We start from the raw sequence: 14097 nt of genomic DNA, 5'->3' as shown, positions 1-14097 counted from the left end.
ACGTGTTTTTTGAATTAAAGATCGAAGAAAAGCGTGAGCTACCTAACCAGGTTTACGTAAGAGCTGATACTGCGTTTTCGGAGGACGGTCGGGTATGGCTTGAGGCAGTTGATGCTATCTGGTTTGATGGAAACTCGAAAAAAAACGTAGGATTCGGTCAGGTTGCCGAATCGGCGTTATCTATTGTTGAGGCTAGATTATCGCCCCAAGCATGGAACGCTATGCGTGCTGATGCGCGTTGGCTCGCCCTGGATTTAGGAAATAAGCCCCATGACATGGGCGTGACAGTTAAACACTATGGTAACTTGTTTGCTGATGGAAAATTGAGATCTCTTAAGAATGTTCAGGGCGTCTACGGGCCAACCGCGAATGAGCTTGATAAAACAGTTGATACGAGTTCAATTCAAGACGCCGATCCGGCAGATATCGCGGAATTACTAGATATTAATGATAGAATAATAGATCCGTCAGTTGCGGTATATGATGTGGGTCAAGGAAACTGTAATGCCCTATTGGCGCGTAATGTTCCTTGCATATATTTTGACATTGGAGGAGGTGTTCTTGATCATGCTCTGACTTTTCCTGCTACTCTGAAAAATTTCTGTTTCTCGTATGGGCCAGCCATCGTACTATCCCACTGGGATTGGGATCATTGGTCTTCTGCTTATCGAGATCCCAAGGCATTTGACGTAAAATGGATTGCTCCTAGGCAAAACTTTGGAAATATTCATGCGGCTTGCGCTTCGCGAATTGGTTCCAATTTAATGTTTTGGCCAAATGCTCATAGAATTGGAAATAATAATATATGGATTGAGAAATGCCAGTCGCGTGGCAAAAACCGGAATCATACCGGTTTAGCATTCATAGTTGAGTTTGACGGTAATCGAATTATACTGCCTGGAGATGCGCGCTATTCGTCATTTCCCTCTGGAAAGCCAGGCTCGCCGGACGTTCTTTCGTTAGTCGCGCCTCATCACGGCGCTGATATGCGCAGTGCTCATGTTCCTTGTAGTACGGCACGGCCAGAGAGCCGGGTGGCGATCTCTTGCGGCGACCCTAACCGTTATGATCATCCCCGTTGGAATACTATAGAACGCCACGGGTTGGCGAACTGGCAGCAATTTTTGCGAACCGATAACCGTCGGTCGAATCAGCCCGCTCACATACGACTTGAATTTCCCGGTCATTCAAAGCAGCCTTCTGGTTTGGTGCCCTGCGGTGAAAATATGTGCCAACTATCAACTCGGCAATCCTGATGCGTCTGTACAATTATAAAATATAATAGTTAATACGATGATAATAAAAATAGAATATTCGACAGATTCCGAGAGATTTTGATTTGGTCACTGACATATTCTTTTAATATGGCGCCTTCATGGTCAAAGTTCTCAGGGGCTGTCGCATGAATTTTCAAAGGTGCCTATCGGTCTATCAGGAAGGCGGGCAGCACCTTGCGTATCCTACACACTGCTGACTGGCATATCGGGCAGACGCTGAATGGCTGGACCCGCGAGGTCGAGCACCAAGCGTTCCTGGAGCAACTGGCCGATGTCATCGAGGAAGAAGCGGTCGATGCGCTGGTCATCGCCGGGGATGTGTTCGACGGCATTAATCCCTCGGGTGACGCGCAGCGCATGCTGTATTCGGCTCTCGCCAAGTTCAGGCGGCGGCGCCCACACCTAACGACGGTGATGATCGCCGGGAACCACGACCCCGCTGGCCGCCTGGAAGCGCCCGATGCCGTACTCCAGGTAATCGGCGTGCATGCTCTGGGCACCTTGCGCTGGAAAGATGGCCAGGTCGATATGGACCGCCACCTCATCCCGGTCGCCGATGCAGATGGGCAGGTACGGGCGATGGTGTTGGCCATCCCCTTTCTGCGCGCCGCCGATCTGCCTGGCCTGACGTTGGGTGCTGAAGTCACCGCCGGTTCTCCCGTGGTCGCGGCGACCCGGGCGTTCCATCAGCAACTTGCTGCCCAGGCGCAGGCCCGCGCGGGCGGTTTGCCGATCATTGCTACTGGCCACCTCCACTGTGCCGGTGGAACCGAATCCGAAGGCGTGGAGCGGCGCATCCTGATTGGCGGCGAGCACGCCGTGCCCCCTGAGATCTATGACCCTGCGTTCGCCTACGTGGCTCTCGGCCATCTCCACCGGCCGCAGAATCTTGGTGGCGGGCGGGTGAGGTATTCCGGTTCGCCCTTCCCTCTGTCGGCGGCGGAGATCGGCTACGACCACGGCGTCACCTTGGTCGATATCCGGGAAGATGGGGTGACGGCCACTCACCGCCCGCTCCCACGCCCCATCCTATGCCTGCAATTGCCGGAGCGAGGCGGAATGAGTGTGGGGGACCTGGATGCGGTCCTGATGGCGCTCAACCTGGATGCGTCGGCTCCACGGGATCGGCATCCCTTCGTGTGGTTCAGGTTCCTGGCGGACCGTCCCGTTCCCAACCTGTTGGCCGAAATCGAGACGGTGCTGGAACGCCATGCCGTCCGGCGTGCAGGTGTCAGGATTGAGCAGGCAGCCCGTGCTGCATCGGAAGCTGCGCCGCCGGTGTCTTTAGCCGAGACCTCCCCCGAGGAGCTGTTCGCAAGCGTGTTCCAGGAAATGCACGGGATGGCACCTGATGCCCGCCACCTGGCAGCTTTTCGCGATGCCCAGGTGGGGGAATAAGCGATGCGCATCCTCGCCATCCGGGGCCAGAACATCGCCAGCCTGGCCGACAAGTTCGAGATCGATTTCACGGCGGAGCCACTGAAGTCGGCGGGCCTGTTCGCCATCACGGGTGAAACGGGTGCTGGCAAGTCGTCCATCCTCGATGCCCTTTGTCTCGCGCTCTATGGGGATTGTCCGCGCTTTGGCCTGACGGGTGGCAATGAGGATGTGCCCGACGCCGGTGGCGAATCGATCAAGGCGCGGGATGCGCGAGGTGTCCTGCGTAGGGGGGCATCGCAAGGTTACGCCATGGTGGATTTCGTCGGACTCGACGGCGAAGCCTACCGGGCCACCTGGACCGCGCGGCGAGCGCGAGGGCGGGTGGATGGGCGCCTACAGAATATCGAGCGTAGCGTTCAGCGTCTGTCCGATGGCCAGGTGCTCGATAGCCAAACGAGAGCTGTCGAGGCGAAGGTTCCCGCGCTGACGGGGCTCACGTACGACGAGTTCCGCCGTACGGTGCTGTTGGCTCAGGGTGACTTCGACGCCTTCCTCCGTGCCGACACCAAAGACCGTGGTGCCCTGCTTGAGAAGGTGACGGGCACAGAGATTTACCGCGACATCTCGATTCGCGTTTTCGACCGATACAGCAAGGCGAAGGCTGATCACGACCTCCTTGTGGCCCGCCGCGCTGAGCACCAGCTTCTGTCGGAAGAGGAGCGTGCTGCCCTTGACGACGAAGAGAAGGCTTTGCTGGCAGCCATTGAGGTGGCGCGAACCGGGCGTCAGCTCCTTGAAGTAGACATTGCTCGTCATCGGGCCCTGTCGGAGGCCCAGCGCCGTCACGGGGAGGCGGTTCAGGTCGTGGCCGATGCGGACGCCGCTCTTGTGGAAGCAGCGGGAGATCGTGCCGACCTGGACCGAATTGATCAGGCGGAACCGCTCCGGCTCCCGTGGGTCCGGGTCAGGACAGCAGCAGCCAGTGTGACCAAGGCGGAGGGAGAGGTTTCGCGAGCGCAGATCATCCTGGAGCAGGTCGTCCAGCAGGCTGTTGCCCGCCGACAAGAGCAGGACATCGCGCAGGCTGCCGTGAATGAGGCCGAGCGGGTCTTCAAGGAGTTCGGGCCCATCTGGTCCAAGGCTGCGGACCTCGACAGTCGTATCGTTCGCGCCGACCAAGAGGCATCCCAAGCCGCCATGGCAGCGGCAGCAGCGGTGGACGAGCATTCACAGGCTCTGGTGCAGTTACGCGAGCTGGATGCCGAAAGGGCCCAAGCCCAGGCCCGGCGACAAGATGCCCAGGCTGTCCTGGAGGCGCGACCCCAGGCGGCTCTGCTGGTTCGGAATTGGAACCAGATCACCCAGGCCTTCGATGACCGGCACGCGGCCCGCCGGAGCGCCCTTAAAGCTCGCCAGCAGGCTGGTGTGGTTGATGCCGAGGTGCAGGGGCTGCGGGCGGCGCTTGGCGAGTTGGAGGGGCAGGATGTTGCTGACCAGGCGGCGCGGTCCGAGTTGAATCGCGGTATCCTGGACCATCAGGATCGGCTCGTCCTGCTGGTCCCCGAGGTCACTGCCCGCCGAGTGGAAGCCTTGGGCGACCAACTGACTGTTTTGGGCGATCTGAAGCGCACGTCAGAGGACTATGACAGGGCTCAAGCGCAGGCCCGCACGGCTCAGACATCCCTCGCGGCAGCCGAAGCGGACAGAGACGCCGCAGCGAAGCAGGTCCAGGACGCAGAGCGGGGCATTGGAGAGGCCGAAGCTGAGGTCAAAGCGCTGATGGCACCGACTGACCGTGCATTGGCGGCTGTCTCGGATAGCGCGCAGCATCTTAGGAAGGGATTGGTGCCAGGACAGCCTTGTCCGGTTTGTGGCGCCGAAGAGCATCCCATTCATGCCGACGCGGTATTGGCCGAGTTGGCTCGTGGCCTTCAGGCTGACCTCGATGCTGCCCGGGAACGTGCCGAGAAGGGTCGGCAGCTTTCCACTTTGGCCAAGGGGAAGGTCGCGCAGGCGGAAGCCGTCGCCAAGCAATTGCGGGCAAGCATTCAAGAGGCCGGTGAGAGGGCTGAAGCGGCTGAACGCCTTTACGTCGAGACCCTTCCCAAGGCGGAGCGGTCTGACCTTCCCGCCGGACCGACCGGTGCTGTGACCGCCATACTTGAGGTGGGCCGCCAGGTTGCCGAGGAGCGGCGAACCCTACAGGGCCAACTTGGGCAGGCGGAAGAATTGCGTCAGGCAATCACCCGCTTGACCGACGAGCGAGACCGGCTGACGGACGCGTTGGAACAGCGGCAGGGAACACGGCAACGCCTTTCCGATGAGGCGAACGCCAAAGGGCAGTCCTATGCGCTTTACATGCAAACTGCTGCCACGGCCGAGGAACGTATCGAAGCCATCGATGCGGGCCTCGCCTCGGCGCTGGAGACTGGGGATTTGACCCAGGACGACCTGGAGATGGATGCGGACGAGGTACGTCAGGTTCTCGCCGACCTGGTGACCGACCGAGAAAATGCTGAGGCGGAGGTTCTTGCGGTGGACGCTGCCTTGGCTGGGCTCGCTCCCCGTATCAGCGGCATACAGGCCCGTGCTGACGAACTGCTCATCGGTGCCGAGAAATTGAAGGCGGCGGCCGACGCGCGGACGGAGGAACTGATCCAGTTGCGGGGCGAGCGGGCGGGACTTCTCGACGGCGAGGCCACTGATGCTCACCGGACCCGGATCAATGACGCCCGGACGGCGGCCATCGCCGCCAGGGATGAGGGGCAGCAGAAGGTCCAGGCTGCGGAGTCTGCGGTCGCCACGGCCAAGCAGGCGCTGTCGGGGGCGACAACGGCTTTGGCCGAGTCTCAGGCTGAGCAGGTGGAGGCCAATGGCATTCTGGACGAGGCTCTGGCGAGCGTCGGGCTAACCGCCCCCGAGCTTTCCGAGATCCTTTCCCGGCCGCGAGCTGAGGTGGATGCGTTGCGGAGCCGTCTGACGGCACTGGCGGACCGGCGGACAAGTGCGCACGCGGCGCTACGGGAGCGTCAGGGTGACTTGGCTGCTGCGGAGGCCGCCGGTGTTCCAGAGGTGCCGCTGGAGGATCTTCAGCAGCAAATTTCCGGCATCGACAGCGAACAGTCTTCTCGGCTGGAGCGAGTCGGGGCCATTCGTGGGCGAATGCAGACGGATGCCCAGGCCAGGAGGAACCTGGCTGGGCTTGAGGCCGAGATCGCGGAAGCACGGGCCACGTTCGATGTCTGGCAGGCCGTCAACAGCGCCGTGGGTTCCAAGAACGGTGACCGGTTCGTCCAGCATGCGCAGTCGATCACGTTGGACCTCCTGGTCGACCGGGCGAACCACCATCTTGCCGACTTGAAGCCCCGCTATCGGCTGGTTCGTGCGGGCCAGGACTTGGCCATGCATGTGGTGGATCGGGACATGGGGGACGAGGTCCGGTCGGTTCGCAGCTTGTCTGGCGGCGAACGCTTCCTGGTTTCCCTGGCCTTGGCTTTGGCGCTGTCCCGGATGGGTGGACATGGTGGGCTGGCGGCCACGCTGTTCATCGACGAGGGCTTTGGGTCGCTGGACGCCGAGAGTTTGGACTTGGCCATTGATGCGTTGGAGGCGTTGCAGAGCCAGGGGCGCACCGTGGGTGTCATCAGCCACGTCGAGATGATGAAGGACAGAATTCCTGTGCAGGTAAACGTTACGCGGTCGGGCGGCGGCAAGAGCCGCGTATCCATCAAAGGGGTAAACTGGGCTGAAAGCGTGTAAACCCTGGTGGCGAGCAACAGGTTGTCATCTGGAGCGGGCCAAGAGAAGTCAGCCGAGCTTCACAGGCTTCATTATCGAATGGTATGGCGGCTTATAGGAATACCAGTTGGTAACGAGCTGGACTTCTCTCAGGGGAGATCGATCTCAGGGTGTTGCTCTTTCATTTACCGGAGATATCGAGGGTCGGCCTCCCCCGCGTTTTGAATTTTATGAAAATCTCGACCTGATGTGGCGGTGTATAATCATCTATTCAATCCCAATAGTTTGGTCAAAATATCAGAAAATAATCATCGAATTTCATGAACGCTAGATTTTTGCAAGAATGCCAGATTGGTAGAGAATGCTTCCGTCTGGCGATCGCCTCGCGAGCAATTTTATTTTTCCACGATATAACAATGGCCTATAAGTTTGTGGCGTTCGCTTCTATCGAAGCCAGATGCCATAATCGATATTACCTATAACAGTAGATATATGTGACAAAGCGATAGCTTGGCCGACGCTTGTCAGCGTCAGAGCTCCAAGATTCTTTTGAAGGAATATTTCGATTTCATTATAAAATGTGGGTGCTTTCTGAGAAAATAATGACTTCAAATCATTTCCACTCGCCGCTCCCAGATGTTTATACGACCCATTATTGAACTCGTCATATAATTCCACGCCAACTAATGTATTTATAGTGCAACAACCAGCGTACTCTAGATAAGATAATTGACTAATTGGTAGATTTATGCCCTCTTGAAAAAGAGGGAAGATTGCTTTATGCAGGCTCTCTATAACCGATATGTCGCCGCGCGAGGCAAGATGTCTAACAGAGAAGTAGAATGATATAAATGATATTTGCTGTTTCGTGATTCTTGGAACAACATTTATGGCTTCTGAAATTACAATGTCTTTGTATGGCGAGCTATCCTTAGATAGGCGCTCCACAATAAGATTAGCTAGCGATTCTATGTCTGTAGAATTGCCTTTCCGGGCGCTAGCCTTAAATGCGTCGTTGATTACTGACTGAACATCAGGCTCTGCTAATTTTTCCAGAACGACCTTTTCAATACGCTCCGAGAATTTCCTCTCCACATTTTCTGAAAAACGCTGGAAATTAATTTGGGCCGCATTACGCGCTTCATCTTGAAACGCAGTCAGGCTTTCTCGAAGAAGAAGTTGGAAGACTTCTCGGGCGTCGGAAATAGTCATTCCCTGATGGATGTAGACATTATTTCCAGCCTGAATTGCAGTAGAGCTGCCGTCAACCTTCTGATTTTGCTTATCGCCCAGCACGGATGCCTCCACTGTTTTCTACATTAATATCTCCACCGGCTTGAATAGCCGTGGAGTTGTTATTTACATTTTGAGATTGTTCTCGTGTCTTGGGAAGACGCTCCTTCTTTACAAGCATTGATCCAATGAAGGCGGCAAATGCCGTTGCTGCGGCAACTACGGAGTCAAACTTCGGTTCCATGACAAGCCAGGCCAAGGCAGCCAGCAGCGCCACGCCCGAGGCGATTCGGAAAAAGTTAATCATGGAGGTCAGTGGCTCTCAGCCTGGCGATTCCCGGCGGCTTCGGCGGCCTTCTGGCACATATAGAAGCCGTCCTTGGTTGTGCCGTAGTACCGGCTTCCGGGCATGTGATAAACGCCCGAGTTGGGGTTGACCCACACCACGGGCGACTTGCAGACTTTGGCGGCTGCGGCGGGGTCGGAATAGTGCTTGCCCTCGGCGGCTAGGGCGGCTGGTGACGCTAGCAGAACGGCGGCGAAAAAGGCGGCAACGAGACGGCGCATTTCGATAAATCCTTGTAGCTGAGATGACCTCGTCAGATTGTATAATCCTCGCTTCGCGCATACGGTAGCGCGCATTTTGGCATTTTTGCCCCGGCGCCCAAATTTCGGCACCGGGAGGTGTTGGGCGTCCAGATGTGGGGCGTTACGAGATGTAGTGTCCTTAAAGCCCCCTGCTGAGGCATGAGATGATCGAGCTAAATCAAGAGAATATTGAATTCATATGCCATGTAATGGACGAGTTGGATGCTATTGATGAGGCAAAGTCTGGGTTTCTGAAAGAAAGAACGCTCCGAGAATTGGCGATGCGGTTACGGCAGGTACTGCAACCGCACGATTCTACGCTAATGAGATTGTTTAAAATTTTCGGAGAAAAGGTGAGGGTTTCTCATTTGGTATCTGGCGCGTATTTAGGAGTTGTACAAGATCTTAGTTCGCCTGCGACATATGCGGTGGAATTCCTTCCCGAAATAAACAGTGACCTAGTGAGTGAATTTTGGGAAAGAAATAAGAGATCCGGCTGCCTTCCAATTGGAACTCCCACACCAGGATTACCGGAAGAAAATTTTATTCTGGATTCCGATAATCCGGTGTCATTGGATATTTTTTGCAAGACCCCTATAGCATTTGTGGGCGACGTGATCATCACGCGATTTCAATTAGTTGAATGGGCAGCAAATAAGAAAGGAAATGCTCATTTTGACGATAGAAGGAAAAATTCGGTAGAGGAGGCAATTGATAAATTATGGTCGATGAACATGTTTACGGGTGCTGGTGACGGCAGGAAGAGGATTAGAATAATTTATGAAATGATTCAAATTATTGCTAAGGAAATTCTACGATCGCCTGCTCTTGTGAGCATGAGATTGCGTCTCCATCCAATTCATGAAAAATTTGGGAGATGAATCGTTCAATCTCACTAAAAATTCCAGGCTATATTCAGAATATATTTTAATCACACCAACATACAGGAAAATTTTGCATAGAAATCCGACTTCACTGAATGTGTCTATGGCAATCATTTCAGGTATATTGCCAACTATCGAAAATGTTTACCTTCTACACCTGCATTAGGCTCTGCTTCGCTATCAGCGGAAATCATGGATGCATGATCTATTTTGATCAATATACCTATGTCACTCCAGTTGACACATTATAATGCGTGGCGGGCCGGTGCTCCTCAGTCTCGCGCGGCGGCGGCATCCAGCGGCCAGCCAGGCGTTCTTGGACAGCATCCCAGAGATAGCGGCCATCACCATCGTCGGCCGAGAAGGACTTGCCGACAACGATGTTGGGAGACCAGGACTGTGGGACCGGAATCCACTGATCTTCTGGGAAGAAGAAGAGCTGCTCCAGCAAGCGGCAGCCGATTTGGTAGTCCTGACGATGATCAGGCTGTTCCCGCCGATAGCGGGCCACTCTGGCTCGCATTTCCGCCAGGGAGGTGGCGCCGTTACTCCGGGTGAACGTTTCCCATGCCATGGACACCGGCAGGAAGGTCGCGTGCCCGAATATGCCTCCGCCCACGATGAAGTTTCGGGGGCTGTGGAGTTTGAACAGGAAGAGCTCGCCGGGCTGGAGGGCCTTGAAGGCTGTCTTGCCACCGGGCTGCCAGAAGTTGACCTCCTCCAGGTTTGGCTGGGCGGCCAGGTACTGGTACCAGTCGAAGTCGGTGACCGCGACGAAGATGCTGATCAAGGCATGGGTCCAATTTCAGTGGGGCGCTTCCCCATCGCGTGGCTTGGTGCCCGCCTGACCGGTGTATGGGTTGACGTTGCCCTTGGTGGAGTAGTTGTCGTTCCGCGTCTTGTTCGGGTTCGTCTGCATGTGCCCGTGGACGTAGGTGCCCCGTTTGGTGACGTGGGGACGGACGTAGTGGTCATGGCTGTAGGATCGGTGGCTGCGAGCATGGCCATGATGCCCGCCGTGGCCGCCGTCATGGCCACCTCCACGAGCTTCCGCTGTTGAGCTGAAGACCAGGCCGCACAGGGCAGCGGCAAATAGGGCGACGGAGCGCATTGTTGAAATCCCCACCTTTATATGCACGCGGAAGATGGTAGCGTTCCATGCCATAAATGCAAACGGTGGAGAGGGGCATGCGGGGTGTTGGGGTGCTGAAAATTCGGCAGGCTGTCCTCGCCGTGCTACTGGCCATCGGGCTGCTGTTCATCGGTACCACGGTGTCGGTAGCCGGTGGTGTGGCGCTGTTTCAGACGGAGCAGTCAGCGGCGGCTCATTGCCCCAAGGATGTGGTGGTGTGGGTGAACACACAGACGGGGGTGTTCCACTTCAAGGGCCAGCGCTGGTATGCGGCGACCAGGCAGGGTGCTTTCGTGTGCGAAGCTGAAGCCCTGCAAGGAGGCATGCGGGCCACCAGAAACGGCCAGTGATGGCTGTGGGCGAGCGACATGGGGCAATTTCCCGCCCTATGCCGGACGCCACGATGGATCACCGTGGCGTCAGAAGACAATTAGATCGATTCGGGCCACGCTTCAGGAACGGGGTTTCGGCCGCCAGGGGCTATGGGCACAGATCGTCTCCCACATCATCGGCACTTCCCCATCTGACTTCCACATATCCGCCCAAAACCTCTCAGGGGTGCTGACCCCCGGTCGCGCAATGCCGAAATTGAATTCCTTACCAACAAACGCTTCGATGACCAGGTCATCGGTTAAAGGCTTTCCCGTGTCTGGAACCCTACGCCTGCCATTATCGTAATCAATTCCAGATATATCCGAGCCATCGCTTCGTATAGAGTGCGAGTAAATTACGGCAGAGGCGACATCAATAATATCCCCTTGGTGTATTTGATCCTGGCTATTGGACATCACTTCCGTTACGTGGACCTTTAGGTGGATTAGCTCCGTTGGAATGCAGAATTTCGCGTCCTGAGGCATGGTCAATCGGCAGTCCTTGCTCTGAGCCTCAACAACCTCGCCACGTACCATCGATGATGCACTGCAGACCAACTGCTCTCGTGTGGCGGGCGTTGTTGCGTTCGCTGACGATGTGAGCAGTCCTACGAGGATGCCCGCTATCCCGATCCTCAATTTCCGCCGTCTCATCGTGGGGGCTCCATTCAATCCCCGGCGATGATGACCATTGAACGAGTTGATGTCCATCTGGTCGCCTCTTTGGATGACCGGCTGGGGGCCGACACACAGCCTTGGCTACCCGCGACATCAGCGGCCTTGTGTCCACACAGATGAACCGGGCGCCGATGGTTAGCAGAACGGCAGAAGCGGGGCATATCCGTGCCGCGCTCAGCCCTCGGGGACCGTGTGGGAGAGAAAGGCGTTGTCGATGTCCGTGCTATTGATCGTATCCAAGGTGGACCGGATAACCGCTCAATTTTCAGTTAGAGAAAGACGATCTCGGCGTGTAATGTCGGCAAAATGCATATACATTTCGGCCATAAACCATGTCGTCAGATTTAATATGGGGAGTAAATTTATGAAGAATCTTGCGTCAGTTGTTGGCTTGGCTCTGCTCGCTGCGGCATCCTTGACGGCGTGTGCATCCCAACCGGCGGGCCCATCCATTGCTCACGTCACGACGGATAAGTTTAGTAAGGTAGTTAGCATCAACGGCGTGTCTCTGTCCGATACGCCTTTTGGCGGAATTGGGAAGAAGTGGTACCTGCGCAGTTGGGTGGATAAAGATACCAAGGCGGTCACGCATCAGCTTTATGTATGGGTTAATTATGTTGGCGACTGGAAATTCTATCAATCTGCTTCTGATGATACTGCCCAGCCGTTGGCATTTACGTCAATAGCACGCGATGTTTCTGACTGCTCGGGCGGCAAGGTCTGCATTCTGAGTGAGACCTTCGGCTTGGACATTCCAGACTCCAAGCTGCGCGCCACGGCCGATAAGGGTTTCCAGGTGAAGATTATGGCGAAGACAGGCGAATGGATCGTGCTGTCGATTATTCCTGAGCAAATTCAGAAGCAATTGACGGGTGTTGACCAGGCCAACGCGCTGATCTCGGGTGTGCCGCCCGTGGCGCCTCCGGCAGTTCCGACGCCTTACAAATCGTAAAGTGGCTGGCTCAGGGGCATCGCGCCCCTGAGCCGACATTGCGATGGCTGACTTCCGCGTACCAGAGGCGGGCTGGTGACGAAAGGCACCACCCCGCCGCAGGAAGAGTCGCGTTGACATCGGAACAAAAGCAGAACAAAATCGGCGCGATATTTCTGACGTAAACCAGGAGGGGAAAATGGCGCCATCAATGTCCTTGCTGGTGACTGCATCCGAGGCGGACGAGGTGTCGCTGCTGGTGGCGGACCTGATTTACCTGTACGGAACGCGGATCCAGGTGACCGAGCGTTTCACCGATCCCACGGATGGCGATGCTGTTACCCATTGCGCCTCGCTGGAAATCCGTCGCCCAGAGGCTGCCCACGTTCCATAAGCCAGCTCGGCCGCCTGCATCGGAGGGGATGCAGGTGGCGTGGCCGTGGGCCAATGAACGATGAATCTATGTCCGGATCACCGCCGCCCAAGGAATGCGGCGGGTATCCCCTCTTTGTATCCGGAGGTCTGCCTTGGTTCGCGTGTTCATGTCATATTCCCATGCCGACGAGGCGCTGCGGGATCGCCTGGAGGTGCACTTGACGCCCTTGAAGCGTCGCGGCCTGGCGATTTGGCATGATAGGTTGCTGCTGCCCGGGGACGAGATCGACGGGGAGATCCAGGAGGCCCTGGCCGCCGCCGACATCGCGCTGATGCTGCTGAGCCCAGACTTTCTGGCGTCGACCTATTGCCATGACGTGGAGATGCAGCGCGCGGTAGACCGTCATCGGGCAGGCCTGTGCCGGGTAATTCCAGTGATTTTGAAGCCCTGTGACTGGCATTCGACGCCGCTACGGCAGTTATTGGCCCTTCCATACGACGGGAAGCCGATTACGCAGTGGCTGGATCAAGACCAGGCATTCTATGAGGTAGCTGTGGCAATTCGGAAAACGGTTGCAGGCCATAAAGGCGGCACCACGACGTAGCTATATGCGAAGATGTATTGCTCAGATTTCCTGTTTCTTATCTATCCGTTTCCTGGATATTAATTCCACATACATTTTTGCTGCTCTAATCTGAAGGAAATCCTCTAAGAAGCCGCTGGCAAAAATTACACCAATTGCGACGCAAAAACCCATGAGGATAGGCTGAGTATCCACGCCGGTCGCCAGGCGAAATAAGGCTACTGAGGATATAACAAAAAATAGAGCAGCAAAGGCAAAGTTGTCGCGTGCGGCAAGAGCAATAGCTTTGGATTTTGCGGCTTTACCACGAAGCCGGACCTCAAATTTATCTTCAAGGAAATGTGGCTCTAAATAAAAAGCACCCCTCCTGCGGAGCTTGTAGGCCATTGCGGAGAATCGACAGTTATCTATTAACGATTTCTCTTCCGAAGAAATTAATATTTTGTAATTCAAACTGACCCAACGCTCTTTAATGTATGGCGGTGTGTCTTTATCAGTCGATATATTGTATGATTCCTTCTCCGCTTTCAGTTCTTTCAGTGCCCTCGTGCGTCTTTCGTTAAAGAAAGTTTTGTATATCTCAGAAAATAAACTTAAAGATGATCTGGCGGTGTGAATAAGATCTTCCACTTCTCTTCCTCAAGATTATTGATGTAAAATAGAAATCACTCAGATCTATCGGGTCTCTACTCTGGGAACGGCAGGTCTGTGCTGTCCCATTTTCTAATGTTCGCAACAATATCATTGGATGTGTTGACAAGAGTATATGGGCAGTTAGAAACTCTGTCGCTGCACTGATAAAGGTACATGTGACCGATGCTCTTCTTTTTCTTTTGATTTATGGAATTACTGAATTTAACGTAGCCCGTTCCGAATGCAGCTGTTACTGCGCATTCTGGCATCCCTATACGAAGCTGACCGGAATC

At 55.5% G+C, this 14097-nt stretch carries 14 protein-coding genes; 8 read left to right on the top strand and 6 right to left on the bottom strand.

The window, feature by feature from the left end; genetic code table 11:
• Positions 1-2: 2 nt before the first annotated feature.
• The 3 genes from FBZ90_RS11960 (at position 3) to FBZ90_RS11950 (ending at position 6416) form a co-directional block, all read left to right on the top strand.
• Positions 3-1256, top strand: coding sequence for a ComEC/Rec2 family competence protein (locus tag FBZ90_RS11960; protein WP_145732375.1), 1254 nt, complete (start codon positions 3-5; stop codon positions 1254-1256).
• Positions 1257-1451: 195 nt separating this feature from the next.
• Positions 1452-2675, top strand: a complete 1224-nt coding sequence (locus FBZ90_RS11955) for an exonuclease SbcCD subunit D (protein ID WP_145732373.1) — start codon at positions 1452-1454, stop codon at positions 2673-2675.
• A 3-nt stretch (positions 2676-2678) separates the two neighbouring features.
• Positions 2679-6416, top strand: a complete 3738-nt coding sequence (locus tag FBZ90_RS11950; protein WP_145732371.1) for an AAA family ATPase — start codon at positions 2679-2681, stop codon at positions 6414-6416.
• 423 nt (positions 6417-6839) lie between these two features.
• Here the strand turns inward: FBZ90_RS11950 and FBZ90_RS11945 are convergent, their stop codons facing one another.
• The 3 genes from FBZ90_RS11945 to FBZ90_RS11935 are packed head-to-tail and all read right to left on the bottom strand — an operon-like array spanning position 6840 to position 8195.
• Positions 6840-7691 carry an LPO_1073/Vpar_1526 family protein gene (locus FBZ90_RS11945; protein WP_145732369.1) on the bottom strand — a complete coding sequence of 284 codons (852 nt, stop codon included), beginning with the start codon at positions 7689-7691 and terminating at the stop codon, positions 6840-6842.
• Positions 7678-7935, bottom strand: a complete 258-nt coding sequence (locus FBZ90_RS11940) for a hypothetical protein (RefSeq protein WP_145732367.1) — start codon at positions 7933-7935, stop codon at positions 7678-7680. The genes FBZ90_RS11945 and FBZ90_RS11940 overlap by 14 nt, the downstream gene beginning before the upstream one ends.
• A 5-nt stretch (positions 7936-7940) precedes the next feature.
• Positions 7941-8195, bottom strand: coding sequence for a hypothetical protein (locus FBZ90_RS11935; RefSeq protein WP_145732365.1), 255 nt, complete (start codon positions 8193-8195; stop codon positions 7941-7943).
• 185 nt (positions 8196-8380) lie between these two features.
• Between FBZ90_RS11935 and FBZ90_RS11930 the strand changes: the two genes are divergently transcribed.
• Complete coding sequence (locus FBZ90_RS11930) at positions 8381-9097, top strand: hypothetical protein (protein WP_145732363.1); 717 nt, start codon at positions 8381-8383, stop codon at positions 9095-9097.
• 226 nt (positions 9098-9323) lie between these two features.
• Here the strand turns inward: FBZ90_RS11930 and FBZ90_RS11925 are convergent, their stop codons facing one another.
• Both FBZ90_RS11925 and FBZ90_RS11920 read right to left on the bottom strand, forming a co-directional pair.
• Entirely contained in the window at positions 9324-9890 is a 567-nt protein-coding gene (locus FBZ90_RS11925) for a hypothetical protein (protein WP_186455763.1), read from the bottom strand.
• Between the two features lie 15 nt (positions 9891-9905).
• Positions 9906-10211: a hypothetical protein gene (locus tag FBZ90_RS11920; protein WP_145732361.1), complete on the bottom strand. Its 306-nt coding sequence runs from the start codon at positions 10209-10211 to the stop codon at positions 9906-9908.
• A gap of 77 nt (positions 10212-10288) precedes the next feature.
• On the opposite strand from FBZ90_RS11920, the gene FBZ90_RS11915 reads away from it, so the two are divergent.
• From FBZ90_RS11915 to FBZ90_RS11900, 4 genes are all read left to right on the top strand, one after another.
• Positions 10289-10582 carry a hypothetical protein gene (locus FBZ90_RS11915; protein ID WP_145732359.1) on the top strand — a complete coding sequence of 98 codons (294 nt, stop codon included), beginning with the start codon at positions 10289-10291 and terminating at the stop codon, positions 10580-10582.
• 1063 nt (positions 10583-11645) lie between these two features.
• Positions 11646-12233 (top strand): hypothetical protein, encoded by a 588-nt coding sequence (locus FBZ90_RS11910; RefSeq protein WP_145732357.1) that lies wholly within the window; start codon positions 11646-11648, stop codon positions 12231-12233.
• A gap of 178 nt (positions 12234-12411) precedes the next feature.
• On the top strand, positions 12412-12606 hold the full coding sequence (locus FBZ90_RS11905; RefSeq protein ID WP_145732356.1) for a hypothetical protein: 195 nt from the start codon (positions 12412-12414) through the stop codon (positions 12604-12606).
• 142 nt (positions 12607-12748) lie between these two features.
• Positions 12749-13192, top strand: a complete 444-nt coding sequence (locus tag FBZ90_RS11900; protein ID WP_246130385.1) for a toll/interleukin-1 receptor domain-containing protein — start codon at positions 12749-12751, stop codon at positions 13190-13192.
• A 21-nt stretch (positions 13193-13213) separates the two neighbouring features.
• Here FBZ90_RS11900 and FBZ90_RS11895 read toward each other — a convergent pair whose 3' ends face one another.
• Positions 13214-13801: a hypothetical protein gene (locus tag FBZ90_RS11895; RefSeq protein WP_145732352.1), complete on the bottom strand. Its 588-nt coding sequence runs from the start codon at positions 13799-13801 to the stop codon at positions 13214-13216.
• Positions 13802-14097: the final 296 nt, after the last annotated feature.

Source organism: Nitrospirillum pindoramense (assembly GCF_007827955.1).
Classification (GTDB): Bacteria; Pseudomonadota; Alphaproteobacteria; order Azospirillales; family Azospirillaceae; genus Nitrospirillum; species Nitrospirillum amazonense_B.
Note: the sequence above shows the minus strand (reverse complement) of the source record. Positions and strands in the feature narration are given on the sequence as shown.

Bases quoted from the DNA above. Each gene is read 5' to 3' on its own strand.
- FBZ90_RS11930 (WP_145732363.1), top strand. From the start codon at position 8,381: ATGATCGAGCTAAATCAAGAGAATATTGAATTCATATGCCATGTAATG.
- FBZ90_RS11950 (WP_145732371.1), top strand. From the start codon at position 2,679: ATGCGCATCCTCGCCATCCGGGGCCAGAACATCGCCAGCCTGGCCGAC.
- FBZ90_RS11910 (WP_145732357.1), top strand. From the start codon at position 11,646: ATGAAGAATCTTGCGTCAGTTGTTGGCTTGGCTCTGCTCGCTGCGGCA.
- FBZ90_RS11905 (WP_145732356.1), top strand. From the start codon at position 12,412: ATGGCGCCATCAATGTCCTTGCTGGTGACTGCATCCGAGGCGGACGAG.
- FBZ90_RS11920 (WP_145732361.1), bottom strand. From the start codon at position 10,211: ATGCGCTCCGTCGCCCTATTTGCCGCTGCCCTGTGCGGCCTGGTCTTC.
- FBZ90_RS11915 (WP_145732359.1), top strand. From the start codon at position 10,289: ATGCGGGGTGTTGGGGTGCTGAAAATTCGGCAGGCTGTCCTCGCCGTG.
- FBZ90_RS11940 (WP_145732367.1), bottom strand. From the start codon at position 7,935: ATGATTAACTTTTTCCGAATCGCCTCGGGCGTGGCGCTGCTGGCTGCC.
- FBZ90_RS11935 (WP_145732365.1), bottom strand. From the start codon at position 8,195: ATGCGCCGTCTCGTTGCCGCCTTTTTCGCCGCCGTTCTGCTAGCGTCA.